At 62.8% G+C, this 25,620-nt stretch carries 25 protein-coding genes; 5 read left to right on the forward strand and 20 right to left on the reverse strand.

What is annotated here, in order from left to right; all coding sequences use genetic code 11:
- Window positions 1-46: 46 nt before the first annotated feature.
- A complete protein-coding gene (locus tag AB7783_RS20980) occupies window positions 47-1,324 on the reverse strand; it encodes an amidohydrolase/deacetylase family metallohydrolase (protein WP_441278706.1) in 1,278 nt (425 codons plus the stop codon).
- 161 nt (window positions 1,325-1,485) lie between these two features.
- Between AB7783_RS20980 and AB7783_RS20985 the strand changes: the two genes are divergently transcribed.
- Window positions 1,486-1,980, forward strand: a complete 495-nt coding sequence (locus AB7783_RS20985) for a MarR family winged helix-turn-helix transcriptional regulator (RefSeq protein WP_320445806.1) — start codon at window positions 1,486-1,488, stop codon at window positions 1,978-1,980.
- Between the two features lie 78 nt (window positions 1,981-2,058).
- Here the strand turns inward: AB7783_RS20985 and AB7783_RS20990 are convergent, their stop codons facing one another.
- The 13 genes from AB7783_RS20990 to AB7783_RS21050 all read right to left on the reverse strand — a co-directional run bounded on the left by AB7783_RS20990 (window position 2,059) and on the right by AB7783_RS21050 (window position 15,273).
- A complete protein-coding gene (locus AB7783_RS20990) occupies window positions 2,059-2,394 on the reverse strand; it encodes a 2Fe-2S iron-sulfur cluster-binding protein (protein WP_441278707.1) in 336 nt (111 codons plus the stop codon).
- The gene (locus AB7783_RS20995) at window positions 2,391-4,112 is read right to left on the reverse strand and encodes an FAD-binding protein (protein WP_441278708.1); all 1,722 of its coding nucleotides are present in this window, start codon (window positions 4,110-4,112) and stop codon (window positions 2,391-2,393) included. Before AB7783_RS20995 ends, AB7783_RS20990 begins: the two co-directional genes overlap by 4 nt.
- 83 nt (window positions 4,113-4,195) lie before the next feature.
- Window positions 4,196-5,359 carry a M20 family metallopeptidase gene (locus AB7783_RS21000; protein ID WP_441278709.1) on the reverse strand — a complete coding sequence of 388 codons (1,164 nt, stop codon included), beginning with the start codon at window positions 5,357-5,359 and terminating at the stop codon, window positions 4,196-4,198.
- A gap of 43 nt (window positions 5,360-5,402) precedes the next feature.
- Window positions 5,403-6,986 (reverse strand): GMC family oxidoreductase, encoded by a 1,584-nt coding sequence (locus AB7783_RS21005; protein WP_441278710.1) that lies wholly within the window; start codon window positions 6,984-6,986, stop codon window positions 5,403-5,405.
- 185 nt (window positions 6,987-7,171) lie between these two features.
- Window positions 7,172-7,342: a cbb3-type cytochrome oxidase assembly protein CcoS gene (ccoS, locus tag AB7783_RS21010; RefSeq protein WP_441278711.1), complete on the reverse strand. Its 171-nt coding sequence runs from the start codon at window positions 7,340-7,342 to the stop codon at window positions 7,172-7,174.
- An 8-nt stretch (window positions 7,343-7,350) separates the two neighbouring features.
- On the reverse strand, window positions 7,351-7,851 hold the full coding sequence (locus AB7783_RS21015; RefSeq protein WP_093758164.1) for a FixH family protein: 501 nt from the start codon (window positions 7,849-7,851) through the stop codon (window positions 7,351-7,353).
- An 11-nt stretch (window positions 7,852-7,862) separates the two neighbouring features.
- Window positions 7,863-9,311, reverse strand: coding sequence for a cytochrome c oxidase accessory protein CcoG (gene ccoG, locus AB7783_RS21020; protein WP_441278712.1), 1,449 nt, complete (start codon window positions 9,309-9,311; stop codon window positions 7,863-7,865).
- 100 nt (window positions 9,312-9,411) lie between these two features.
- Window positions 9,412-10,287 (reverse strand): cytochrome-c oxidase, cbb3-type subunit III, encoded by an 876-nt coding sequence (gene ccoP, locus AB7783_RS21025; protein ID WP_441278713.1) that lies wholly within the window; start codon window positions 10,285-10,287, stop codon window positions 9,412-9,414.
- A gap of 7 nt (window positions 10,288-10,294) precedes the next feature.
- Entirely contained in the window at window positions 10,295-10,459 is a 165-nt protein-coding gene (locus AB7783_RS21030; protein ID WP_068729582.1) for a cbb3-type cytochrome oxidase subunit 3, read from the reverse strand.
- 12 nt (window positions 10,460-10,471) lie between these two features.
- A complete protein-coding gene (gene ccoO / locus AB7783_RS21035; RefSeq protein WP_441278714.1) occupies window positions 10,472-11,206 on the reverse strand; it encodes a cytochrome-c oxidase, cbb3-type subunit II in 735 nt (244 codons plus the stop codon).
- A 9-nt stretch (window positions 11,207-11,215) separates the two neighbouring features.
- On the reverse strand, window positions 11,216-12,847 hold the full coding sequence (ccoN, locus tag AB7783_RS21040; RefSeq protein ID WP_441279731.1) for a cytochrome-c oxidase, cbb3-type subunit I: 1,632 nt from the start codon (window positions 12,845-12,847) through the stop codon (window positions 11,216-11,218).
- Between the two features lie 133 nt (window positions 12,848-12,980).
- A complete protein-coding gene (locus tag AB7783_RS21045) occupies window positions 12,981-13,697 on the reverse strand; it encodes a Crp/Fnr family transcriptional regulator (protein WP_441278715.1) in 717 nt (238 codons plus the stop codon).
- 322 nt (window positions 13,698-14,019) lie between these two features.
- Window positions 14,020-15,273: a hypothetical protein gene (locus tag AB7783_RS21050; protein WP_441278716.1), complete on the reverse strand. Its 1,254-nt coding sequence runs from the start codon at window positions 15,271-15,273 to the stop codon at window positions 14,020-14,022.
- A 175-nt stretch (window positions 15,274-15,448) separates the two neighbouring features.
- Between AB7783_RS21050 and AB7783_RS21055 the strand changes: the two genes are divergently transcribed.
- The 4 genes from AB7783_RS21055 to AB7783_RS21070 are packed head-to-tail and all read left to right on the forward strand — an operon-like array spanning window position 15,449 to window position 20,899.
- Window positions 15,449-16,663, forward strand: coding sequence for an MFS transporter (locus AB7783_RS21055; RefSeq protein WP_441278717.1), 1,215 nt, complete (start codon window positions 15,449-15,451; stop codon window positions 16,661-16,663).
- A 48-nt stretch (window positions 16,664-16,711) separates the two neighbouring features.
- Complete coding sequence (locus AB7783_RS21060; protein ID WP_441278718.1) at window positions 16,712-17,365, forward strand: ABC transporter ATP-binding protein; 654 nt, start codon at window positions 16,712-16,714, stop codon at window positions 17,363-17,365.
- Window positions 17,362-19,824, forward strand: a complete 2,463-nt coding sequence (locus AB7783_RS21065; RefSeq protein ID WP_441278719.1) for an FtsX-like permease family protein — start codon at window positions 17,362-17,364, stop codon at window positions 19,822-19,824. The genes AB7783_RS21060 and AB7783_RS21065 overlap by 4 nt, the downstream gene beginning before the upstream one ends.
- A complete protein-coding gene (locus AB7783_RS21070) occupies window positions 19,814-20,899 on the forward strand; it encodes a lipocalin-like domain-containing protein (protein ID WP_441278720.1) in 1,086 nt (361 codons plus the stop codon). The genes AB7783_RS21065 and AB7783_RS21070 overlap by 11 nt, the downstream gene beginning before the upstream one ends.
- 52 nt (window positions 20,900-20,951) lie before the next feature.
- Here AB7783_RS21070 and AB7783_RS21075 read toward each other — a convergent pair whose 3' ends face one another.
- From AB7783_RS21075 to AB7783_RS21100, 6 genes are all read right to left on the reverse strand, one after another.
- Window positions 20,952-22,145 (reverse strand): ABC transporter substrate-binding protein, encoded by a 1,194-nt coding sequence (locus AB7783_RS21075; protein ID WP_441278721.1) that lies wholly within the window; start codon window positions 22,143-22,145, stop codon window positions 20,952-20,954.
- Between the two features lie 151 nt (window positions 22,146-22,296).
- On the reverse strand, window positions 22,297-22,521 hold the full coding sequence (locus AB7783_RS21080; protein ID WP_120287440.1) for a hypothetical protein: 225 nt from the start codon (window positions 22,519-22,521) through the stop codon (window positions 22,297-22,299).
- Between the two features lie 62 nt (window positions 22,522-22,583).
- Window positions 22,584-24,455 carry a molecular chaperone HtpG gene (gene htpG, locus AB7783_RS21085; RefSeq protein WP_441278722.1) on the reverse strand — a complete coding sequence of 624 codons (1,872 nt, stop codon included), beginning with the start codon at window positions 24,453-24,455 and terminating at the stop codon, window positions 22,584-22,586.
- Between the two features lie 122 nt (window positions 24,456-24,577).
- Complete coding sequence (locus tag AB7783_RS21090) at window positions 24,578-24,874, reverse strand: DUF3303 family protein (protein WP_120287442.1); 297 nt, start codon at window positions 24,872-24,874, stop codon at window positions 24,578-24,580.
- 32 nt (window positions 24,875-24,906) lie between these two features.
- Entirely contained in the window at window positions 24,907-25,083 is a 177-nt protein-coding gene (locus tag AB7783_RS21095; RefSeq protein ID WP_210269243.1) for a hypothetical protein, read from the reverse strand.
- Window positions 25,084-25,225: 142 nt separating this feature from the next.
- Window positions 25,226-25,540 carry a hypothetical protein gene (locus tag AB7783_RS21100; protein WP_441278723.1) on the reverse strand — a complete coding sequence of 105 codons (315 nt, stop codon included), beginning with the start codon at window positions 25,538-25,540 and terminating at the stop codon, window positions 25,226-25,228.
- Window positions 25,541-25,620 lie beyond the last annotated feature (80 nt).

The raw sequence follows: 25,620 nt of genomic DNA on the forward strand, positions 1-25,620 counted from the left end.
AACTCCCGGCGTCTTCCGGATTGACTAGCGAGCTGGCTTGCAAAGCTCAGGCCGCAACGGCCTGAGGCAGGATCGGAGCGATCGGATCGAAGCGGGTGCCTGCACGCAGGCAGAAGGCCGGCTGCAGCAGCCCATTCGCAATCACGTCGGTATTCTCGTTGTCACGCAAGACGTAACGGCCGGGTTTCTCGACGAGCACCGAAACGTCGGCATCCATGCCGACCTTGAGCGAACCGATCTTGTCGGACAGGCCGATCATCTTGGCCGGGTTCGACGTCACCATCGGCACCACCTGTTCGAGCGTGAGACCGAGCGAAATCATCGAACTCATCGCCTGCACCAGGCTGAACTTAGCCTGGCCCTTGAACGGATGGTTCTCGTCATCCTCGTGCTCATCCGGCGTGCCGGCAGGCGCAGGCACCTCCGTGTTGTAACCGTGGATGTCGGCGCCGAGTGTGTTCGGCACGATGCCAGCGGCAATCGCCTTCTTGGCGAGGCGATAGGAGAAGTGGCTGCCATGGCCGACATCGATCTTGAGGCCACGATCGATCGCCGCCTGGATCACCGGATGCACCTCGCCTTCGCGATTGACGAAGCCGCCGGGATGCCGCGTGAACGGGTGCGCAAGCACGTCACCTTCCTTCAGCAGCGGAATCACGCGCTCCAGAATCGTATCGACGTCTTCGCCGTTGTTGCCCGATTCCGGCAGACCCCAGAGCTGGCCGAAATGCACGTAAACCGGCAATTCCGCGCGCTTGCCGATTTCGGCCGCCATTTCCATCACGCGAATGCCCCAGCGCGCGAAGCCGCCGATTTCCGCATGGGCCTTGATGCCGCGAACGAGATCGCGATTGGCCACCGCCGATTTCACGGTCGCGTCGATATCGACGCCATCCGGGCTGTAGAGGTTGGGATAGAAGTGGCCTTCAAGACCACCGACGAGATAGGCCGACAGGAACGCGTAGACCCGCGATTTCGCGGGCTCGGCGATGAAGTGACGAAAGCCGGGCAGCGTCATGCAGGACGGGCCGCCCTGGTCGATCAGCGTGGTGACGCCGGATTGCACGCCGACCATGTCGGGCTGCATGCCGAAACGGCCACTGACATACTGATAGACGTGCGCATGGGTATCGATCATGCCCGGCAGCACCAGCTTGCCGGTCACATCCACCACTTCCTTCGCGCTGGTCGGCAAAATATCGGACTGCACGGCGGCGATCTTGCCATTGCGAATGGCGACATCCTTGATGCCGTCAACACCGGCGGCGGGATCGATAACACGACCACCGCGCAGCAGCAGGTCGAATGAGGCGGTAACGGACATGGCGGTCTCCTTGCGTTCCGGCGGACATTAGAGATCCACCAAAATACGAAGCATACTTCGTATTTTACAAAAGCAAAGTCCGTGCCATAAACATTGCGATGCGGTAGTTTTTCAACGCGCTCGCACCATACGAGCCGTAGCCGACACAAGGAGAGACTGCGTTGCCCCAGGCCAAGCCGCGCCGTGACAAGCCCGTCCACAAGCCCTGGCCGCTGGCCCAGCGACCGGGATTTTTGATCAGGCGGCTACACCAGATCCATGTCGCGCTGTTCCAGGAAGCCTGCAGTGCCTTCGAGATGACGCCACTCCAATACAGCCTGCTGTCCGCATTGGCGGCGCGGGGAACGGCCGATCAAACCAGCTTAGCTGCTGATATTGCTCTGGATCGCACGACCACGACCGGCGCGCTGAAGCGACTCGAAGCACGCAGACTGGTCGAGCGTCCGGTCAGCGACGACGACCGCCGCGCCCGCGTCTGCCGGCTCACACCGGCCGGTGCAGCCCTGCTCGACAAGATCGAAACCGCCGCACGCGAGGCGCACCGCGCCACGCTCGGCAACCTCACCAAGACGGAACAGACTGCGTTTATTGCCATGATGCAGCGCATTGTCGCAGCGAACAGCAGCCGCGACGGAGCCGCTGATCTATCGGATTGAAGGTCGCCGACGCGGTTCTTCCCAGATTAGAACGACTATAAATTAATCAGCCTGATCGCCGCGCAGGCAGACAATTATTCAGGACCGCAGCATCAGCCGTTCATCAGGCGGTGCGATTTCGGTGACGAGATCGCGGATCAGCGCCTTTTTCGGCAGCGGCGCCAGCGTCGTCATTCCCTCTTTGAGCCGAACCGTGCAGGCGTAATCGACCTTGCCATCGATCAGCATCATGCATTCCTTGCACGCATTCGCATTGATGCAGGAGAAGCGAAACGCCAGTGAGGGATCCATGCTGCGCCTGATGGCACGCAAGCCGTCGAGAATGGACTGGCCGTGTTCGAAGGGAATGTCGAACATGTCCTGATGCGGCGCTTCACCGAAGGCGCCGCGCTGAATGCTAAGTGTCGCCTTCATGCGGCAGCCTTTCCGGTGGTCGGCATCACTTTGCGCAGGGTCATGTCGCTGCCCGACAGTGCCACGATCTGGTTGACGCTCCACGCATCATCCAGACCGAGATGATCGTCGCGCTGATGGGCGCCGCGGCTTTCCGTACGCGCGAGTGCCGGCACGACGACGGATTGCGCGACGGCGAGCATGTTGCGGAGATCGAGCCAGTCGGCCAGCACGGGATCGAAGGCTTCGGTCGACGCGAACGGCGTATCGCCGATATCGGACTTCAATTGCGCGATGGCCGATATCGCAGAACGCAGTTTCGCATCGGTGCGGAACGGGCCGACATCGTCGGCCATCACGGCCTGCAGCTTCACGATCACCGCTGCGGGATTTGGCGCATCACGTTTGCTGGCACTGCGCAGCAGATCGATTGCCGGCTTGGCAGCATCGGCTGACCACATCGACGCATTCTGCTTCGCGCGCTCTGCAGCACTGCGGCCTGCACGCGCGCCGAACACGAAGGCTTCGGTGATCGCATTGCCCGACAGCCGGTTGGCACCATTGGCACCGCCGACCGCTTCGCCGCAGGCATAGAGGCCAGGCACGCCGGTCGCCATCATCTCGTCCACACGAATGCCGCCCATATGATAATGCGCGATCGGCGCCACCTCGACCGGGCGCTGCGCGAGATCGATGCCGTTTTCGGCGAGCCGGTCCACCACCGGCCCGAATGCCTTGCGAATTTCAGCTTCCGGCACATGCTGGAAGCTGAGATAGGCGCCGCCGGCGGGGCTGCCGCGGCCGGCTTCGACCTCCTTGGTCATCGCATAGGTGGCGAGATCGCGCGTCAGCACATAGGTGCCGTCGCTGCGCTTGTCGCGCGTCGCATAGTCCTCTTCGAATTCGCGCATCTCGGAATTGAGCAGCTTGCCGCCAAGCTTGTAACGAAACGGGTCCCACATGATCGGATCCATGCCGACGAGCCGCGGCGCGAGATGACCGATCGGGAAGAACTGCACGAATTCCATATCGATGAGTTCGGCGCCGGCGCGGAGTGCAAGCGCATAACCGTCGCCGCCCATATTCGACGACGCACTGTTACGCCGATAGAGACCGGTGAGCCCGCCCGTGGCGATGATCACAGCCTTAGCGGCCAAAGTCACCGTCTGCCCGGTTGGCAGATGCAGCGCCGTGGCGCCACAAGCCTCGCCGTTACGCAATGCGATATCGACGATAGTAAGATCGCCGATGCGACGAATGCCGCTCGCATTGTTCAGCTGCGTGCGCAGCGTCTTCGACACCGCCGGACCGGTGGAAAGAAAATCCACATAGGCACAGCGCGGCCGATCATGTCCCGGCGCCTGCGCCTGTTTGATATGGCCGTCCTCGCGCGCCCAGCCGACCTTCCACGCATCCATCTCGCGCAACCGCTGCGGGCCATCTTCGCAGAGCAGTGCAGCGAGCCGCTCGTCGCAGAGCCCGCGGCCGGCCGCGAGCGTATCGGCAAAGTGATGTTCCCAGTGATCTGGTGTCTGCTCGCCCAAAGCGGCTGCGACCGTCATCTGCGCCATGACAGTGGCGCCGCCGCGCCCGATCAAACTGCGATCGGCAAGAATGACGGACGCGCCACCCTTCGCCGCTTCCAGCGCCGCATACATGCCGGCACCACCGGCGCCGATCACGAGAACATCGGCTTCGAGATGGGTGGGAACCGAAGTATTGGGAGAAGATGATGTCATGATCAGGCGAGTGTCTCTTCAAACAAAGGCGTTGTCAGCAACCATCGCCGTGCCAGAACCATGCCATGCGGCATCTCCCGTCGTCAGATCTCCGTGCGCAGGATCGCCCGCGCCAGTGTCTGTGCACGCGGAACGATACTCTCGATATCCAGCCACTCCAGGTCGGTATGGACATTGCCGCCGACCGGGCCGAGCCCACACAATGTCGGCGTGCCGACGCTGGCGGTGAAACCGGAATCTGCGCAGCCGCCGGCGAATTCACCCGTCAGCGTGGTGAGCCCGGAATCCACAGCTGCAGCCTGATAGGCCTCGAACATCGTTTTTGCAGCGGCGTCCTGCACCAGCGGCAGGAATTCGCCGTTGATGTGCAGCTTTGCCGTCGTGCCCGGCACGGTCGATGTTGCGATGATCTTTTCAATCGCGTCCATGATGGTCGCGCGATCGGCCGGATCGATGTAACGGAAATCGATCTCGCCTTCGGCATGCGGCGCCGTGGTGTTGACCGACTGTCCGCCGGACACCAGGCCGACATTCAGCGTGATGCCCTTGTCCATATCGGTCAGCGCATGAATCTGCACGATCTTGTGCGCGAGTTCGCCGATGGCACTGATGCCCACCGAGAAATTGTTGCCGGAATGCGCGGCCTTGCCGAATACCTCGAAGCGCATGAACACGCCGCCCTTGCGGCCGGTGGTGATATTGCCGGTCGGACGTCCCGGTTCCGAATTATAGACGGCGCGCGCCGCACGGCCCTCGCGCTCGATGATCGGCCGTGACGAGCGCGACGCGATCTCCTCATCGCCGGTGATCAGCAGCTTGATGGGGCACGGCGCAGCATCGAACTTCTTTAGCGCGGCGGCCACGAATACGTTGATGACGACGCCGGCCTTCATGTCGGCAACACCAGGCCCATGGGCCAGATTGCCTTTAATAGTGAAGGGGCGCTTGGCGACTTCGCCCTTGGGAAACACGGTATCGCGATGGCCCATCAGCAGGATCGGCTTTTCGTTGCTGCCGGGTTTGGTGATCAGCCCATGCACGGCATCGCCATAGACATCATGAGGCTCGCGCCAGGTTTCGATGCCGTATTCGGCGAAGTGCTGTTCGAAACGAGCGCCGACGGCATCGACACCTTCCTTGTCGAAGGAGCCGGAATCGATGTTCACGACGTCGCGCAGCAGGTCGATCATCGGCTGCTTCTGGGACGCGAGCCAGTCGATGATCTGGGTTTCGGTAGTGTTCAACATGAATTGTCCTTCGGTCACTCTTGAGCGCTTGCGTTGCGCGTTCTTACTTCGCCATCGCCACGACGGGCGACGCTACATTCGACCTGCGCATCATCATGCGCGCAATGGCTTCGCCGATCACCACCGTGGTGAAATGAGTGTTGGCGCGGCAATCCGACGGCATGATCGACGCATCGGCAATGCGCAGACCCTTGAGGCCCTTCACGGTGCCATCCGGATTGACCACGCCACCCGTATCCTTGAAGCCGGTCATGCGGCAGGTGCCGGCGGCGTGCTGGATATCGCCGGTGTCACGGCGCAGCACGGCTTCAAGCTCGCGCGTCGGCAACGCCGCCGCCTGCGGCAGCGTCATGTCGGTATCGGTGAGGCGGATCCAGTCCGCGATGCCGGCCAGCGCCGGCTGCGTGGTGATCACGGCAAGCCGCTTCACGGCATCGACCATCCGCAGCATGTCGCGGGGGTCTGCCAGCATGTTCTCCTCGACGATCGGGTCGATCGACGCATCGGTCGATGCGAGCTTCAGCGTGCCGCGTGAGAACGCATTGAACAGGCCGGCGCCGATGGCACCGGGATTGCCGATGCCACGGTGATTGAACGCGATCAGGATCATGTCGCGTTTGCCGCCCTCGGCCAAGCCCGACGAGTAAGTTACACAGCAATTGGTGTGGCGGGTGTCCCGATCCTTTGGCGCGACGGCATCCTGCAGCTTGAGGGTGGTGCGAAACAGCGGATGATCGAAGAAATTCCGGCCGACGGGCAGATCGCACTCGACAGCGATGCCCATGTCCTTCAGCTCGTCCGCCGGACCGATGCCCGAGCGCAGCAGGATCGCCGGGCTGTGGATCGAGCCACCGCATAGCACGATCTCGCGCGCGCTGATTTCCTGCGTGCCCTGCCCCTCGAAGTGCACGATCACACCGGTCGCCTGACCGTCCTTGATCACAACGCGGTCGACCAGCGCATGACCGCGGATTTCGAGATTGGCGCGGCCGCGCGCCGGTTCGAGATAGGCTTCATTGGTGGAGATGCGACGCAGCTTGCGACTGTTGATCGGGTAGCAGGCAACGCCCTCGCCATCCGGCCCGTTGACGTCGTCGCACCACGCATAACCCGAGGCCAGTGCTGCATCGCGCAAGCCCTTGTCGATCGGCCCCCATGTCTCCGGCGGCGCACGGTAGACCGGCAGCGGACCGCCGCGGCCGTGGCCGGGCCTGTCGCCGAAGTCCAGATCGTCCTCAATCACCGAGAACAACGGCATGATCTCCTTCGCCGACCAGCCGGTGCACCCCAGCGACGCCCATTCGTCGAATGCGTCGGCGACACCGCGGATCGCGATCTGGCCGTTCATCATCGACGAGCCGCCGAGACCCTTGCCGCGCCAGTAGAAGCGCTGGTCCTGCCCGGCAACGCGACGCGAATGCAGCTGCGGCCACTGCCACTTCTCCTGGAATTCGCGCTGGTGAATGATCGGGATCGGGTTCGCCGTGGTGACTTCCCACGGCGCATCCACCGCGCGCCAGTCGAGGCCGGCTTCCAGCAGCAGCACGCGCGTGGCGGGATTTTCGGAGAGCCTGGCAGCCACGGCAGCGCCGGCAGATCCACCGCCGACGACGATCACATCATACATAGTGCTTCATTTCTCTCTGGTGAGGCGCATCGCGCCGTTCTTGACCGGCCCAACGCGTGCAAAATCCGTTCCCGGGAGTATGCGCCGAGCGCACAGCAGACGCCAGCAGGCGCCCTGCAGAGGCAGCACGCGGCAAAGGCATGACGATAAAGTTGTAACGGTAAGAAAATGAACGGCAGACGGCCTCAGGCCGGATCGCCAGGCTTCTTCGCCGGCGGATCCTCATCGAGAATCGCGCGCCATCCCGCACCTTCCAGATCCTCATACTGTCCGCTTTTCAGCGACCACATGAAGGCCCAGAGGCCGAGCAACCCAAGCGCGAGCGCCAGCGGCACGAGGACGACGAGGGACTGCATGGTTGGACCTATTTCAGCACGAGGCGGTTCTTCGACAGGAACATGCGCTGTCCGCCGGCCTCGCCTTCAAGCACCAGATCCCACAGTCCCGGCGCAAGTTCGGCGACCTTGCCGCGATAGACCACGCCCCCGGCCCCGATCAGCTCAACCGGCCGGTCCGCGCGACGATCGGCCGGCCGCTCCAGCCGCCCGGTGAAACTCAGCCCCGTGATCGGATTGCCGTGACGATCGCGCGCTTCGACACGGACCGCGGCATCACCTGCAGCATCGCGCTCGACATGCGCGCTGACCTTCCAGCCGCGACTGCTCTGGCCGCGCGCGGCCTCGATCTCGTTGCCGTAAGCGAGGCTCGCTGTATAGGGACTATCCACTTCGACACCCGGCAGCGTCTCCAGCGCGAATTTCATCATGACGACATTGACGCCGATGATCATGCCGAAAAACAAAACCAGGCAGATCAGGACGAACCGGCCGGTGATCGGACGAGGTGCGGCAACGGCGGCGCTCATGCTGTTCTCCTTCACGGTGCAACGAAATGATCGGTCGCCGACGCCATGTCGCCATGGACGGCATCGGTGACACGCATCACGAGCGGGAGCGACTTCTCGGAATTGATTGCCGCGGGCGCCGTCACCAGTACGCGCAGCTCGGTGGTCTGGTCGCGGCCAAGCACGATCTCCGGCCAGCCCGAAGACACCGCATCCATGCCCACCACATGCACCGTAGCGTTAACCGGCCCTTTGACATCGAGCGTGACCACGCGGCCGGCGCCACGCTTGTTCAAGAGGCGCACCGTATAGGCATTGCGGATCGAGCCGTCGCTCAGGCGCACCGCAACCGGATTGCGATCGTGCAGCACGTTGATGTCGAGCAGCGAGCGGTTCAGCAGCGCGTAGAGCATCACCGCACCGACAGCGACAATCATGCCGACATAGGCCACGGTGCGCGGGCGAATGATGCGATAGATTTCTGACTTGTCCGCCTTGCGCCTGGCAATGTTGATGTCGGTGTCGTAGCCGATCAGCCGGGTCGGCCGGCCGATCTTGCTCATCACACCGTCGCAGGCGTCGATACACAATCCGCACTGGATGCAATCCATCTGCAGGCCGTTGCGGATATCGATGCCGACCGGGCAGACGTTGACGCATTGATAGCAGTCGATGCAGTCGCCTGCAGGCTGGCCGAGCGCGCGCAGCTCGGCCGCCTTCTTCAGCGAGGTGCGCTGCTCGCCGCGATCGGTCTTGTAGGTGACATTGAGCGCCCACTCGTCGGTCAGCGCCGCCTGGATGCGCGGCCACGGGCACATATAGAGACAGACCTGCTCGCGCATCCAGCCGGCCAGTGTGTAGGTCGTTGCCGTCAGGATCGCGATCCAGATATAAGCCAGCGCCGGCGCCTGGAACGTCACGAGTTCCCTCACCAGCGTCGGCGCATCGTTGAAATAGAGAACCCAGGCGCCGCCGGTCCACCATGCGATCAGGAGCCAGATCGAATGCTTCATCGTCAGTTCGACGACACGCTGCAGCGTGAGCCCTTCGGCCTCCTTCTTCATCCGCTCGCGGCGGTCGCCTTCGATCAGGCGTTCGACGGCGAAAAACAAGTCGGTCCAGACTGTCTGCGGACAGAGATAACCGCACCAGACGCGACCACCGATGGCATTCATCAGGAACAGCGTGAGGGCGGCAAGGATCAGCAGGCCGGTGAAGAAATAAACTTCCTGCGGCCACAGCTCGATGAAAAAGAAATAGAAGCGACTGTTCGGCAGATCGACCAGCACCGCCTGATCGGGGGCACCGGGACCGCGGTTCCAACGCACGAAGGGCAGCAGATAATAGACGCCAAGGCAGACCGCCATCAGCGCCCATTTGACGTTGCGATACCTGCCGGAGACCTTCTGCGGATAGACTTTTTTCTGCGCCGCATAGAGCGGGCCGTAGTCGAATTCCTGGGGCGTAACAGGCTTGTTCATGAAGGTCACTCTCGTCCTTGGAATGACCCTAGACTTCGCCGGTGCGATGCAATTGATGTACGTCAAAGGCACGCGCGGGATTGGCCGCGCGCGCTATGACTTATTGTCCACCCCCCAGCGAATGGACATAGATCGTCAGTGCCTTGATGGTCGCCGGATCGAGACGGCCAATCCAGGCTGGCATCACGCCGTTGCGGCCATTGGTGATGGTCTCGACGATGGTCGCCTCGTCCGAACCGTAGAGCCATATGTTGTCGGTCAGGTTCGGCGCCCCCATGTCGGGATTGCCCTTGCCGGCGTCGCCGTGACACGAAGCGCAGTTGTCAGCGAACAGTTTCTGGCCGGCATTCGCGTCGTAACCCTTGGCCGTCGGCAATCCGGACAGTGAGCGCACGTAGTTCGCAACCGTCTCGATCTCCGGCTTCTTCAACACGCCTTCGCGGCCAAAGGCCAGCATCGATCCTTCATGCGATTCCGCATGGGCGGAACGCGCGCCGAACTGGATTGTCTTCTCGATCTGCTCCAGCGTGCCGCCCCACAGCCAGTCGTCATCGTTCAGGTTGGGGAAGCCCTTGGCACCGGCCGCACCAGTGCCGTGACACGGCGCGCAATTGTCGCCGAACACCACACGGCCTCTGGCACGCCCCAGTGCCAGCAGCGCCGGATCCTTCTCGATGTCCGCGAGCGGTGCAGCGCCGAGCGCCGCCATCTTGCCTCCGCGGATCTTCTCGAGATTAGCGAGATCGACAGCGACATCCGCGCGTGACGAATAGCCCATGACGCCCGTCGCGTAGCTCTGCACCAGCGGCCAGGACGGATACACGACCCAATAGCCGATCGCCCAAACGATGGTGAGATAGAAAGTCATCACCCACCAGCGCGGCAGCGGCGTGTTGAGTTCTTTGATGCCGTCCCAGGAGTGACCTGTGGTAGTCTTGCCGGTGGCCTTGTCGAATTCACCTTCGTGATCGCTCATGATCTGATCAATCCTCTCGCAACGGCTGACGCGCGGCTGCGTCAAACATCGCCTTGTTGCGGGGCCACAAAGCGTAAGTCAGAATTGCGATGAAGATTCCGACAAAGACCGGCGTCCAGAATGTGAGGACGAGGTTCGACGCGAAGTTCTCGACGGTCAGGATTGCGCGCATGCTTCCATCTCCTCAGCGGAGGTTTGCTTTTTCGTTGTAGAGTTTGAAATCGACCAGCGTGCCCAGCATCTGCAGATAGGCCACCAGTGCGTCCATCTCGGTGGGCAGCCCCGGCTTGCCATCGAAGTTACGTGCCACCGATTTCGGATAGCGCTTGAGCAGCGCGTCGGTATCGCCATTGTCGGGATCGGCCTGGGTCTTCAGGTCCGCCACCGCATTGGCGATCTGATCGTCCGTATAGGGCACACCCACCGCGCGGTTGGTGCGCAGATGATTGGCGACGTTCTCGGTGCTGACAGGCGTCTCGGCCAGGAACTTGTAGGACGGCATCACCGATTGCGGCACGATGGCGCGCGGATTGCTCAGATGCGTGACGTGCCATTCATCGGAATACTTGGCACCGACGCGGGCCAGATCCGGCCCCGTGCGCTTCGAGCCCCACTGGAACGGATGGTCGTACATGCTCTCCGCCGCGAGCGAATAGTGCCCATAGCGTTCGACCTCGTCACGCAGCGGCCGCACCATCTGCGAATGACAGAGATAGCAGCCCTCGCGGACATAGACATTGCGCCCGGCGAGTTCGAGCGGTGTATAGGGCCGCATGCCCTCGACGGCCTCAATGGTGCTCTTGAGATAGAACAGTGGCGCGATCTCGACGATGCCACCGATGGCGATGACGAGAATGATACCCACGATCAAGACGATCGAGTTCTTCTCGAAGATTTGGTGCCGACTCCAGAACGACATGATTGATCCTCACTCAGCCGGCTGCAACGTGGCGCCAGGGCTCGACAGCGCGCCCTCTTCCGCCTCACCGACGCGCACTGTCATCCACAAATTCCAGGCCATGATCAGCGCACCGATCAGGAACAGCCCGCCGCCCGCGGCACGGATAATGTAGAACGGGTGCATCGCTTCGACGCTTTCGATGAAGGAATATTCGAGGAAGCCCAGCGACGTGTAGGCGCGCCACATCAGACCCTGCAGGATGCCCGACACCCACATCGCCGAGATGTACAGAACGATGCCGAGCGTCGCGATCCAGAAGTGCCACTCGACCAGCTTCAGGCTGTAGAGCTGCTTGCGATTCCACAGCCACGGCACCAGGCAGTAGAGCGCCCCAAAGGAGACGAAGCCGACCCAGCCAAGCGCACCGGAATGCACGTGACCGATGGTCCAGTCGGTATAGTGGCTGAGCGAATTGACCACCTTGATGGACATCAGCGGACCCTCGAAGGTCGCCATGCCGTAGAACGCCACCGACACCACCAGCATGCGCAACACCGGATCTGTGCGCAGCTTGTCCCATGCGCCGGACAGCGTCATGAGGCCGTTGATCATGCCGCCCCAGGAGGGCATCCACAGCATGATGGAGAAGGTCATGCCGAGCGTCTGCGTCCAGTCGGGCAGTGCCGAATAGTGCAGGTGATGCGGACCCGCCCAGATGTAGAGGAAGATGATCGCCCAGAAGTGCACGATCGACAGCCGATAGGAATAGACCGGTCGCTCGGCGCGCTTCGGAATGAAGTAATACATGATGGCGAGGAAGCCGGCGGTGAGGAAGAAGCCCACCGCGTTGTGGCCGTACCACCACTGGAACATGGCATCCTGCACACCGGCCCAGGCGACATAGGACTTGGAGCCGAAGACCGAGACGGGCAGCGCAGGGTTATTGCCGAGATGCAGCACCGCGATGGTGATGATGAAGGCGAGATAGAACCAGTTGGCGACGAAGATATGCGGCTCCTTGCGCTTCACCAGCGTCATCAGGAACACCAGCAGATAAGTCACCCAGACGATGGTCAGCCAGAGGTCGGCATACCATTCCGGTTCGGCATATTCCTTGGATTGCGTGACGCCGAGCAGATAGCCGGTGCCGGCAATGACGATGAAGAAATTATAGCCGAACACCACGAACCATGGCGCAAGATCGCCGGCGAGCCGGGTGCGGCAGGTATTCTGCACCACGAAGAACGAGGTCGCGATCAGCACGTTACCGCCGAAGGCGAAGACCACCGCCGACGTATGCAGCGGCCGCAGCCGGCCGAAGCTGGTCCAGGGCAGATTGAAGTTCAGGTCCGGCCACGCCAACTGCATGGCGATCAGCAGCCCGACCGTGAAGCCGGCGATGCCCCAGAACACCGAAGCCACAGTGGCGAATTTGATCGGCCCGAAATTGTAATTCGGCCGCCCGTCGATCTCCTGCGGCGGCAATGCGCCGCGCTCGAAATAGCGATTGAGGATGACGAATACGGAGGCCAGGCTGGCGAAGCCGGCCAGCGTCACGTGGAAGGCATAGGCCGCATCCTCCGCCTTGGCTGCTGCGATGATGGAGAGAAATACGGTGGCTGCGAGAATCACGGTCAGACCGGCCTCGCCGATCGTCATCCACTTCACGCTGTCAGTCTGGTTCGTCATGATGATTCTTTCCCGAGCACGCACCCATCAATCACGGCGGCGCGCTCAGTGAATTGATTGAAATCAAAGTTGGGGGAAGCTCGCTTGCTGGCTGCGCGAGGCGTCAGGCGAGAGCGGGAGCCGCGACGGATTCGGTGTCGAGCAGCCGGATGCGGCCCGGCAGAATCTCGATCGTGCCGCGGCGTTCGAGCTTGGCCAGCGTCCGGCACACGGTCTCGACGGTGAGGCCGAGATGATCGGCGATATCGCGTCGGCTCATCGGCACCGGCAGCGGATCGACATCGCGGCCGAGCCGTAGCAGCCGGTCGCGCCAGTACGTCAGGAACACGATGAGCTTCTCTTCCGCTGCACGGCGGCCCAGCGAGAACATCTTGTCATGTGCGTCGGCGATCTCGGCCGCCATCAGCGCGACGATCTCGTTCAGCACATAGGGCCGGTGACTGGCGAATTGCGCGAATTTCTCACGCGGGATTTCCCACACCACTGCAGGACCGATTGCAGCGGCGGACACTTCATGATGCCCCTGCGTTGCGATCTCGAGGATGTCGCCCGGCAGCGCAAAACTTGTGATCTGGCGACGATTATCGCATTCGGTCCTGTAGATGCCGACCACACCCTCGACCACACTGAAGCATTTGCCGGCCGGCGCTCCCTGCGTGAACAGGACATCCTGCGAAGTGTAGGGCACCCGCTCGCCCAGGGCCATCAACTGGCGCAGATCGGCGGCACCCAGATGAGACAGGAAGCCGCCCGGCTGCGCAGCAGCATTCGCACAAGGCGCAGCAAACGACGATGCAGCCATCAGCTTTGTCATGCGCATCCCGGTTTCTTTGGCCTCGCAGGGGTGCGGGGCACTTTGGGATAACCGGATCCGCGCGGCACACATTGATACACATCAATCGCCTCTTACCTCTCCCCGCATCTTGCGCGGGGAGAGGTCGGGTCGCGCGCATCGCGCGTGATCCGGGTGAGGGGCGGCGCACTGCAGTTGCCGCCTAGCAAGACCTATCGAATCGAAGAAGCGGAGATGACAGTGGCTGAGGTGCCACGCCCCTCACCCCACCCCTCTCCCCGCGCACAGCGGGGAGAGGGAGCCGGCCGCGTCTGCCGCAACTATTCAACTCTAACGCGGCCGGATGAAACTAAAACGTCTCGCTTTCGATGGCCGCAACCGTCCCGACATCGAGCAGATGCTGGCCCCAGCCGCGTTTCGCCAGCACATGCGACAGCCCCGGCGACACCAGCAGCAACAGCGCAGTTATCATCAGCGGCGCTACGCTGAGCCAGTCGATGCGCACCGGCGTGAGCTCTTCGGTGCTGCCGGCATAGTCGCCACGGCGACACCAGATATCGCGGCAGCTGCGTAGCAGATCGCGCCTGTCGCCACCGCGCTGCGCACTGCCGAGCAGCACCTGCATGGCCTGATGCGTGACGACGTCCTCGCGCGTTGCCCGCGCGACCGCCGGAGTCTCGCCCAGCGAGACTCGCAGCAGCAGATCGACCAGATCGACGCCGGCGAGCCAGGCGGCCATCGGCTCCACCAGCCGCGGATTGCAGTCGATATAGAATGGCCCGCCGTCATCGTCCGGCATGATGAAGTCGATCGACAGCGCGCCGTGCCAGGCGAGATGCCTACCGATGGCCGCGAGATCGTCACGCACACGGTCGCGCCGCACGCTGCGCTTGATGGCATCGCCGCCGCCGGCACCTTCCATGATCTGGCGAGTGACGTGAAAGCCGACCAGTTCGCCGCGGCAGAACACACCCTGCGCCTTCTCGGTCGCGCCCGCGGCGTGAGCCTGCACCAGCAGCTCGCCGGCAAAGCCGTTGCCGGTCTCAATTTCTCTCACGGCCTGCGCAAGGTCAGCATCATTGCGCACCATCCAGACGCCGCGGCTCGCAGTGCCGATGGCGGTCTTGATAACGCAGGGGAAGCGGACAGCGTTGCGGAGCAGGTCAGCGCCGGCGACGATCTGGGTCTCGGGTTGCGGCAATCCAAGCTCGCTCAGCATACGGCTGAAACCGGCCTTACTATGCGCCGCCCGGTAGCTCGCGAAGGACGGCAAGGCCAGGCCGGCCAGCGGCCTCAGCCGCTCCTGCACTTTCGCGAATAGGAAGCCCTGTTCGTGGATTGGCAGCAGCACGTCGTAGTTGCCTGTCGCCAGCAGGCCTTCGATGAACCGCAGGAAGCCCAGGGGATTTTCCCGCATTCCCGGGCAGCGGTGATACATGCGGACAAATCGCGAGAACCGCGCCAGCCCGGCAGCGGCGGGATCGCAGACATCCACCATATGGCCAGCAAGGCCGAGCACGGTGACAGCCTCCCGCGCGGAGGTGCTGGTGCCTTCCGACAGCAGGATCCGCAGCGGCTTAAAATTCGGGCTGCTCGTCATCATGCTTAATCATGTCGCATTCCCGGGCCGTGGTCGCGTTTCCCGCTGCCGCCCTGCACGGGCCGCAACACCTGCATGTCGCAGCGCTGATAGACATTAACCTGCTGAGAACGTAGGCATAGCGCACCTTTTCGAGGCTGCAAAAAGCGGCCGTCAGCCGCCTTGGGTGGAAACGCATATGGTCGATATTCCGGCCTCGACCTCGCATCTCGCGTCGCGTGACCACGTCCCTTCGGCGACGCGGACGCTGACGGCGATTTCCACTGCGCATTGGGTCAGTCACTTCCACATCTTCGTGCTGCCAATGCTGTTCCCGTTCCTGAAGGACCGGCTCGGCGTCGGCTATATCGAACTCGGCTTCGCCCTCACCACGTTCGCTGTCGTCTCCGGCCTCACTCAGGCGCCGATCGGCTATCTCGTCGACCGCATCGGCGCGCGCAAGATCCTGATCCTCGGCGTCATGCTCGGCGGCTGCGCGCTGATCGCGCTCGGCCTGTTGCTCAGCTATCCCGCGCTGATCGTCTGCGCCGCGCTGCTCGGCCTCGCCAACAGCGTCTATCATCCGGCCGACTACGCCATCCTCGCTGCGCATATGGACGAGTCGAAGATGGGTCGCGCATTTTCGATCCATACATTCGCAGGCTTCGTCGGCGGCGCAGTCGCGCCTCCCCTGATGGCGGCACTGCTGGTTGGTATCGGCGGCCAGGGCGCGCTGATCGTCGCGGGCGCCATCGGCGTGGCAATTGCACTGATGCTGATCGTGGTCGGCATTCCCGATGCCGGCGCGATGGCTGATGGCGATGATGCCAAGGGCGCCGACTCGCCGAAGGTCAGCATGATGACCCCGGCAATCCTGATGCTGACGCTGTTCTTCACGCTGCTGTCGCTGTCGCAGAATGGCATCAACAGCTTTGGCATCGTCGCGCTGATGAACGGCTACGGCACATCGCTGTCATCGGCGAATATCGCCCTCACCGCTTTCCTCGCGGCCAGCGCCGTCGGCGTGCTTGCCGGCGGCTGGCTGGCCGATCGCACCAGACACCACAGCCGCGTCGCCGCCGTGTGCTTCACGATCAATGCCGCCATCATCTGTGCCATCGCCGTGTTCACGCTGCCGACGCCGGTGATCGTCGCGGCCATGACCACCGCGGGCTTCCTCGGCGGCGTGCTGACGCCGTCGCGCGACATGCTGGTCCGCGAGGCGGCCCCTCCCGGTGCTGCCGGCCGCGCCTTCGGCATCGTCTCCACCGGCTTCAATTTCGGCGGCATCATCAGTCCCATCCTGTTCGGCTGGTTCATGGACCACGCATTGCCGCATTGGGTGTTCGGCGCATCCGCCTGCTTCATGGCCGCGACGGTGCTGCTGGCGCTGGTGTCGGAGCGCAAGCGGTAACGCTGGCGTCATCGCGCGGCCGGCATGTATCTGCTATGATGGCACCGCATGCTCACGGTTCGCCATCTCACCAAATCCTATCGTTCAGCCCAGGAAGAGGTCGCCGTTCTGCGCGGCGTCGATCTCAGCGTTGCCGCCGGCGAGAGCGTGGCGCTGACCGGCGAATCCGGCAGCGGCAAAAGCACGCTGTTACATCTGATCGCTGGCCTCGATGAAGCCGACGGCGGCGAGATCCGACTCGGCGACATCATCGTCACCGGCCCCCATGATTCCGCCCGCGCCGCCTTACGCCGCGATCGGCTCGGCCTCGTGTTCCAGCAGTTCAACCTGATCCCGTCGCTGTCGGTCGCCGACAATCTCGCATTTCAGGCGCGCATCTCCGGCAAGCACGACGCAGCCTGGCAAAGCGAACTCACCGAACGGCTCGGCCTCAGCGCGCTGCTCAAGCGCTATCCCGAGCAGCTCTCCGGCGGCCAGCAACAGCGCGTCGCCATCGGCCGCGCGCTGGCCTCGAAGCCACTGCTGCTGCTCGCCGATGAACCGACCGGCAATCTCGACGAGGATACGGCTGACGAAGTCTTGAAGCTGGCGCGCGATCTCGTGGCGCGCACCGGCTGCGGTTTCCTGATGGTGACCCATAGCGAGCGTCTCGCCGCCACGCTGGATCGCCGCATCCATCTTCATGCCGGATTGATCGCGTGAGACGCGCGCTCTGGATCCTTGCGGTGCTACTCAGCCACTGGCGCCGGCATCCGATGCAGTTCGCGACACTCCTGATCGGCCTGATCGCCGCGACCGCATTATGGAGCGGCGTGCAGGCGCTCAACCAGCAGGCGCGCACCAGCTATGACCGCGCCGCCGCCGCCTTCGGCGGCACGCGCACGCCGATGCTGGTCGCAACCAATGGCAGCGCGTTTTCGCAACAGCTCTTTGTCGATCTCCGACGCGCAGGCTGGCCTGTGTCGCCTGTCATCGAAGGCCGCGTGCAAATTGGCGGCCGCTCGGTGCGCCTGCTCGGCATCGAGCCGGTGACCATGCCTGTCGAAGCCAGCGCTGCGACGGAGATCGGCAGGACCGGCGTGCAGGCGTTTCTCACGCCGCCCGGGCAAGCCCTGATCGCGCCGGAGACAGTGGCCAGCCTCGGCCTCGCCGAGGGCGCGACGCCCGCGCTCAATGACGGAGCGCTACTGCCGCCCCTGAAACTGCAGCCGCAACTCGCACCCGGCGTGCTGGTGGTCGATATCGGCATTGCGCAGAAACTGCTGAAGATGCCGGATCAGATCTCGCGCCTGCTGATCGGCAGCGCCAAGGGTCCCCGCGCTTCGCTTGAAAGCGTCGCCGTCGATCGGTTGCGGCTGGTGCAGCCAGATGCAGAGACCGACCTCGAACGTCTCACCGACAGCTTCCATCTCAATCTCACCGCCTTCGGCCTGCTATCCTTCTTCGTCGGGCTGTTCATCGTCAATTCGGCCATCGGCCTCGGCTTCGAACAGCGCCTGCCGATGCTGCGCACCTTGCGTGCCTGCGGCGTCTCGGCGCGGCAGCTCAACAGCGTGCTGTTGCTGGAGCTTGTCAGCATCGCGCTGATCGCCGGCGTCATCGGTCTCGTCTGCGGCTATTTCATCGCCGCATCGCTGCTGCCCGACGTTGCGGCCAGCTTGCGCGGGCTCTATGGCGCGCAGATCCCGGGGCAACTGACACTGAAGCCCGAATGGTGGTTCGCTGGCCTCGCGATTTCCATCATCGGCGCGCTGCTGGCGGCGACATCGAGCTTGCTGAAAGCTGTCCGCCTGCCCTTGCTCGCCACCGCACAGCCCTATGCCTGGCAACAGGCACAGCATCGCTGGCTGCGGCTGCAAGGCGCGGGCGCATTGCTCGTGTTCATCGCTGCCGGACTTGCGCTCTGGCTTGGCGATTCACTGATTGCTGGCTTTTTCGTGCTGGCGGCGCTCCTGCTCGGCGCAGCGCTCGCATTGCCGGTCATCCTCGGCATCGTCCTTGCCGGCGGTGAACGCAGCACGCGACGGCCACTCGTCACATGGTTCTGGGCCGACAGCCGGCTGCAACTCTCCGGCCTGTCGCTGGCGCTAATGGCGCTGCTGCTGGCGCTGGCCGTCAATGTCGGCGTCGGCACCATGGTGGAGAGTTTCAGCCGGACCTTTACGGGTTGGCTCGACGGGCGGCTGGCGTCCGAGATCTATCTGAACGCGGCGAGCGAGAAGCAGGCGAGCGAGATCAAGACCTGGCTGAAGACGCGCCCCGACGTGCAGGCAGTTCTGCCGGGCAGCCGCACCGACCTGCATTTCAACGGTGCGCCGATCGAGCTTCTCGGCTTCGCCGATCACGCCACCTATCGCGATCAATGGCCGCTGCTGGATTCTACCAGCGACGCATGGGATCGCGTGCGCAGCGGCGACGGCGCACTCGTCAGCGAACAACTCTCGCTTCGCATGAAGCTCAAACTCGGCGATCGTCTGGACGTGCCGACGCCGACCGGCACATGGCCGATGGACGTCGTTGCCGTGTATGCGGATTACGGCAATCCCAAAGGCCAGATCGGCGTGAACATCGATGCGCTGGTCAAACATTTCCCTGACATTTCGCAGACGCGCATGGGCCTGCGCGTGGCCCCCGCGGCCGTGCCCGCGCTGATCGACGCCATCCGCACGCGCTTCGGTCTCGACGGCCGCAACCTCGCCGACCAGACGACAGTGAAAACGGAGTCATTGGCGATCTTCAACCGCACTTTCGCGGTGACGGCCGCGCTCAATGCCTTTACGCTTGGCGTTGCCGGCGTCGCGCTCCTCACCAGCCTGCTCACACTGAGCAATTCGCGCCTGCCCCAACTGGCCCCGCTCTGGGCCATCGGCATCACGCGCCGTCGGCTGGCCGGGATCGAGCTGTTGAAGACGCTGTCGGTTGCCTTGATTACCTCACTGCTGGCGCTGCCCCTCGGGCTGCTGGTGGCGTGGTGCCTCATCGCTATTGTCAACGTAAAGGCCTTTGGCTGGCGCCTGCCGTTCCATGTGTTTCCGCTGCAACTGGTCCAGTTGCTGGGCGTTGCCATGCTGGCCTCGCTACTCGCAGCTCTGCTACCGATCCTGAAACTGCTGCGCATGCAGCCGGCCACACTGGTGAAAGTGTTCGCCAATGAGCGATAGCCTCATCACGCGTCGCAGCTTGATCGGCGCCGCCGGATTGCTCGGCCTCGGCGGCTCACGCGCATTTGCCCAGGGCTTTGCCGGCCTCGGCCGCGACGCCGAAGGTTTTGCGACTGTCGTTCCGGGCCGCCCCCTCACCTTTCCGGCCGACCACGGCCCGCATCCGGATTACCGTATCGAATGGTGGTACCTCACCGCCAATCTCACTGACACGAACGGCAATGCTTACGGCGCGCAGTGGACACTGTTTCGCCAGGCAATGGCGGCGGGCGCGCAAGGCGACGGCTGGGCAACGCCGCAGATCTGGATGGGCCATGCGGCGGTGACATCGGCGACCGCGCATCATGCAGCCGAGAGTTTTGCCCGCGGCGGCGTCGGTCAGGCCGGTGTCACGACAACACCGTTCCGTGCATGGATCGATGCGTGGGAAATGCGCGGGCTTGAGAACTTCGACGACAGGTCGGTTGCGCCGCTCGACGTGTCGGCATCGTCAGCGGATTTCAGCTACCGGCTACGGCTCAATGCAAAGCAGCCACTCGTGCTGCAGGGCGAAAATGGTTTCAGCCGCAAATCCGAACGCGGCCAGGCGTCGTATTACTACAGCCAGCCCTATTTCACCGCATCGGGCGCGCTGACCATCGACGGCAAGGAGATCGCCGTCACTGGCCACGCCTGGATGGACAGGGAATATTCGAGCCAGCCGCTGGCTTCCGACCAGACCGGCTGGGACTGGTTCTCGCTGCATCTGCCCGATAATGCAAAGCTGATGCTGTTTCGTCTCAGGCAGAAAGATGGCGCGCATTATTTTGCCGGCAACTGGATCACCGCGGACGGAAAATCCGAACAGCTTGCCCCAGGCGCCATAGATATGACGCCGACAGTCATGACGGAGATCGCCGGCCGCAGGATCCCGACGTCATGGAAGGTATCGATCGCATCGCGCGGATTGCAGATCGCGACCTCGCCGCTGAATACCTGGAGCTGGATGACGACGAGCTTCCCCTATTGGGAAGGGCCGGTGAGCTTCGCCGGGAGCCACAGCGGCGTGGGTTATCTTGAGATGACGGGATATTGAGGCTGCTACTTAACCTCTCCCCGCTTTGCGGGGAGAGGTTAAGTAGCGAAGCTTACTTCGTCAGCGGGCAGCCGCTCTCGGCTGCAGTCGGATAGGCCTTGTCGCCGGGCACCACGGCGAGCTGCTTGTAGTAATCCCATGGCTTCTTGGATTCCGACGGCTTCTTGACCTCGAACAGATAGAGGTCCTTCACCATGCGGCCATTGGCGAGCACTTTGCCGCCCTGGGCGAAGGCGTCATCGACCGGAAGTTCCTTCAGCTTCTTCGCGACAGCTTCGGAGTCCTTGGTGCCTGCCGCCTTGACTGCCTTGAGGTAGGACAGTGTCGACGAATAGGTGCCGGCCTGGATCATGTTCGGCATGCGCTGGGTGCGCTTGAAGAAGCGATCGGCAAACTCACGCGACTTGTCGTCGCGATCCCAATAGAAAGATTCCGTCAGCACCAGGCCTTGCGCGGCCTGCAGCCCGAGGCCGTTCACTTCGGCCAGCGTCAGCAGGAGGCCGGCGAGCTTCTGGCCGCCGGCGACGATGCCGAATTCAGCCGCCTGCTTCACGGCGTTGGTCGTGTCGAGACCAGCATTGGCAAGGCCGATGACCTTTGCCTTGGACGCCTGCGCCTGCAGCAGGAACGACGAGAAGTCCGACGAGTTCAGCGGATGGCGAACGGCGCCGAGCACCTTGCCGCCCTTTGCCTTCACAATGTCACCGGTGTCCTTCTCCAGCGAATAGCCGAAGGCGTAGTCCGCGGTGAGGAAGAACCAGGTATCGCCGCCAGCTTCGGTCAGCGCGCCGCCGGTGCCAACACCCAAGGCGCGTGTATCGAACGACCAGTGGAAGCCATAGGGCGTGCAGGCATCGCCGGTGACGCGCGACGAGGCCGCGCCGACCACGATGTCGATCTTCTTCTCCTGATTGGAGAGCTCCTGCACCGCGAGCGCCACCGACGAGGTGGTCAATTCAGTGATCATGTCGACGCCTTCGACGTCATACCAACGCCGCGCGATCGAGACGGCGAGATCAGGCTTGTTCTGGTGATCCGCGGTGACCAGTTCGATCTTCTTGCCGAGCACCTCGCCGCCGAAATCCTCGATCGCCATCTTGGCGGCGTCGACCGAATATTTGCCGCCGTAATCGGCATAGACACCGGACTGATCGTTGAGAATGCCGATCTTGACGCCTTGCGCCGAGGCCGGCGCGGCCAGGAAAAGACCGCACAGCGCAGCCGTCGACAACAGTCCGAATTTCATCAATGCCTCCCAGGTTTTCAATTTGGGCGCACGCTATGTGAGAAGCTCGGGACGAACCAGATAATCTTTCGACTTAGCCGAAATGTGCAGATCAGCCTTGCGTTAGTTCAAGACCACGCCCAACGACGATTGCTGCAACGCACGCGCGCGGTCACTGCATCCGCTTTTTCAGCGCAGCGTCGATACAGGCGAGTTCCCGCTCGATCTCCGCGACCATCGAGACAGGATCGGCGTCGGAGATCAGGTGCATCTTCTCGTATGTCCCATCCTGAATGCTCTTCAGGATGGCCAGACGATCGTCCCGATAACCCTGCAGGCGCTCGAAATCGCCGCGCTCGGCATATTTCGCGATGAGTTTCTCGAAGACAGTGCTCATGGGGGAATTCCTTGGCATCAAAAGCGCGGGGACGAATGCCCCGCGCCGTGAATGGTCGGCGATCAGAGCCCGCGCAGCACCAGCCGGTTAAGACGGCTTGCAAAGGCGGCCGGATCTTCCGGCAATTCGCCATCGAGGATCTGCGCCTGCTCGAGCAGCAGGAACGCGATGTCGGACGCCTCGCCACCCGACGCCTTGTCCGCGCCCGCGATCTTCGCCACCAGCGGATGGCGCAGATTGATTTCAAGGATCGGTTTGGTCACCGAGCCACGGTTCTGCATCGCCAGCATACGCTCAAGTTCGCGGTCCGGGCCGGCGCCGCCGGCCACGAGGCACGAGGCCGACGTGGTCAGACGCGTCGAGACCTTCACGTCCGAAACGCGCTCGCCGAGCGCATCCTTGATGACGGCGATGGTCGCCGCCTCATCGGTCTCGGTCTTCGGCTCGTCCTTGGTCGCATCTTCATCAATGCGCGGGATCAGATCGAGATTGACCTCGCCCTGGCTCAGCGACTTCAGCGGCTTGCCGTCGAAATCCAGCGGCGCCGACGACCAGAACGCATCGACCGCGTCGGTCAGCAGCAGCACTTCGATGCCGCGCGACTTGGCGGCTTCCAGCTTCGGATTTGACTTCAGGCGATCGAGGCTGTCACCGGCGAGATAATAGATCTCGGTCTGGTTCGGCTTCAGGTCGGCGACATAATCCTTCAGCGAGCGCTTCTCGCCCGAGGTCGTGGTGAAGCGCGACAGCGCCAGCAGCTTCTCGCGGCGCTCGAAGTCCTCATAGATGCCTTCCTTGATCACCGGACCGAAGGCATCCCAGATCTTGGTGAAGGTCTCGGCATCCTTCTCGCTCAGCGTCTCCAGCTCACCGATCACACGCGTCGCCACGGCCTTACGGATTTGCGCGAGCTGTGGATTGTTCTGCAGCATCTCCCGGGAGAGGTTCAGCGGCAGATCCTCGGCATCGATGACGCCGCGGATGAAGCGCAGATAGGACGGCAACAGGTCCGCATCGTTGGTGATGAAGACGCGGCGCACATAGAGCTTCACATGGCCCTTGCGGTTCGGCTCAAACAGGTCGAACGGCTTCTGCGATGGCGCGAACAGCAGCACCGCATAGGAATAGCGGCCCTCGGCACGGTAATGTAGCGTCATCGCCGGTTCGTCATAGGCATGCGCGATAGACTTGTAAGCCGCGCTGTAATCCTCCGGCGTCAGTTCGGACTTGGAGCGCTGCCACAGCGCGCTGGCCGAATTGATCTGCCGCGGCTCGGCGTCGCCGTCCTTGAGCATGATCGGAAACTGGATGTTGTCCGAATAGGCGCCGACAATGCGCTCGATCTCATAGGTCTCGAGATATTTCTTCGCGTCGTCTTTCAGATGCAGCACGATCGACGTGCCGGTCGGCACGCTCATGCCGTCACTGACCTGGCCGATCTCGAAACCGGCACCGCCGGTCGAGGTCCAGGTGAAGGCGTCATGAGTACCGGCACGGTGGCTGGTGACGACGATCTTCTCCGCCACCATGAAGGCCGCATAGAAGCCGACGCCGAATTGGCCGATCAGGTTGGAGCCATCCTTGGCTTCGGTCAGGCGCGACAGGAATGACTTGGTGCCGGATTTCGCGATGGTCCCTAGGTTGTCGATCAGTTCCTGGCGATCCATGCCGATACCGGTATCGACGATCGACAGCGTGCCCGCCGCCTTGTCCGGAATGATGGTGATGTTGGGCGACTGACCGTCGGGGATCAGCTGCGGATTGGCGATCGCCTCATAGCGCAGCTTGTCGCAGGCATCGGACGCATTGGAGACCAGTTCGCGCAGAAAAATGTCGGTCTCGGAATAGACCGAGTGAACCATCAGGTTCAGCAATTCGGCGACTTCGGCCTGGAACGGCTGGGAAACGGGTGCAGCGGTGTCAGTGGTCGTCATGAAAAGTGCCCGATACTGGTAAGGGAGAGATCACGCATATAGCGACGCGGATTTGCCGAGTCCATGGTGCAAACCGATGGTTTCCGCGCGAAAAGGCTGATCGGGAACTGAAACTCGCGACGCTACTTTGAAGCAGCGACCTGCGATGCGAGCAGAGCCGTGGTCGCATCGAGATCGACCAGCGGATAGACCTCGAACTGCGCCGGGATGATATCGGCCCATTCGTTCAGGATGCGATGCAGCACTTCATTGCCATCGACCTTGAACACCGCGACCACGCCGCGGCCGACGCGCGGATAGATGTGCTGGCAGATGCCCGACGCCTGATACCCCGCCATCCACGGCCAGAAGCTCTGACGCGCGGCCGCCATGTCGGACGGACGATCGGCGCGCGGATTCGAGATCACCAGAAACAGCATCGCTGATCTCCTGTCGGCGCACTCAGAATGCGTCAGCCCTGCAGCGCACCGTGATAGGCGCTTTCCAGCATGGCCAGGCATTCACGCGCACGCGCCTGCGCGATGTCGTTCGCGGTCTGGGAGATTTCGCGGAGATCGCGGATCGCCAGATCGACGGCGCTCAGCAGATCGATTTCGCACTCATCGGCCTGGGGGGCCGCTACACGCATGGGGAAAGGGATAACTACACTCACTGGCACGCCCGCTCTTCACGATTGCAACGCTCGAATCACTCGCGACTCATTTGGCCTGCGAATGGTTAAGCCAATCGGTAGGAAGCAACGGATCTGACGTAAAACTGTCGCGCCGCCGTCAATCCTGCCAGCTCACCGGCGGGATCAGACCGACGGACGGGTCATCGCCAGGGTCATCCGACGGCTGGATCGTGGGCGCTTCGTCGTGTTCGGGCGTCGCGTCGATAATCATGGCCGGCGACGGAAGCTGTGGAACGGCCATGCTCTGCTGCCCGCGCCGATAAGATTCGAATTCGAGCTGTTTGGCGAAATACCGGAACAGGTCAGCCGCGTATTTGCGCTGCTCGGAGCTGGACGCCGAGGCGATCTGGAAGATCAATTCGTCGGACAGTTCCGACGTGGTCGCACCGGTCAGGTCTTCGAGAACGCTCATCACAATGGCTCGGCCTATGAAGCTTTGAGCCTGCACGAGTGTGGTTGATATCGCGTTGTTGGTCAGGGCAATCGGGGGGC

The sequence above is a fragment of the Tardiphaga sp. 172_B4_N1_3 genome (assembly GCF_052076035.1).
GTDB classification, from domain to species: Bacteria; Pseudomonadota; Alphaproteobacteria; order Rhizobiales; family Xanthobacteraceae; genus Tardiphaga; species Tardiphaga robiniae.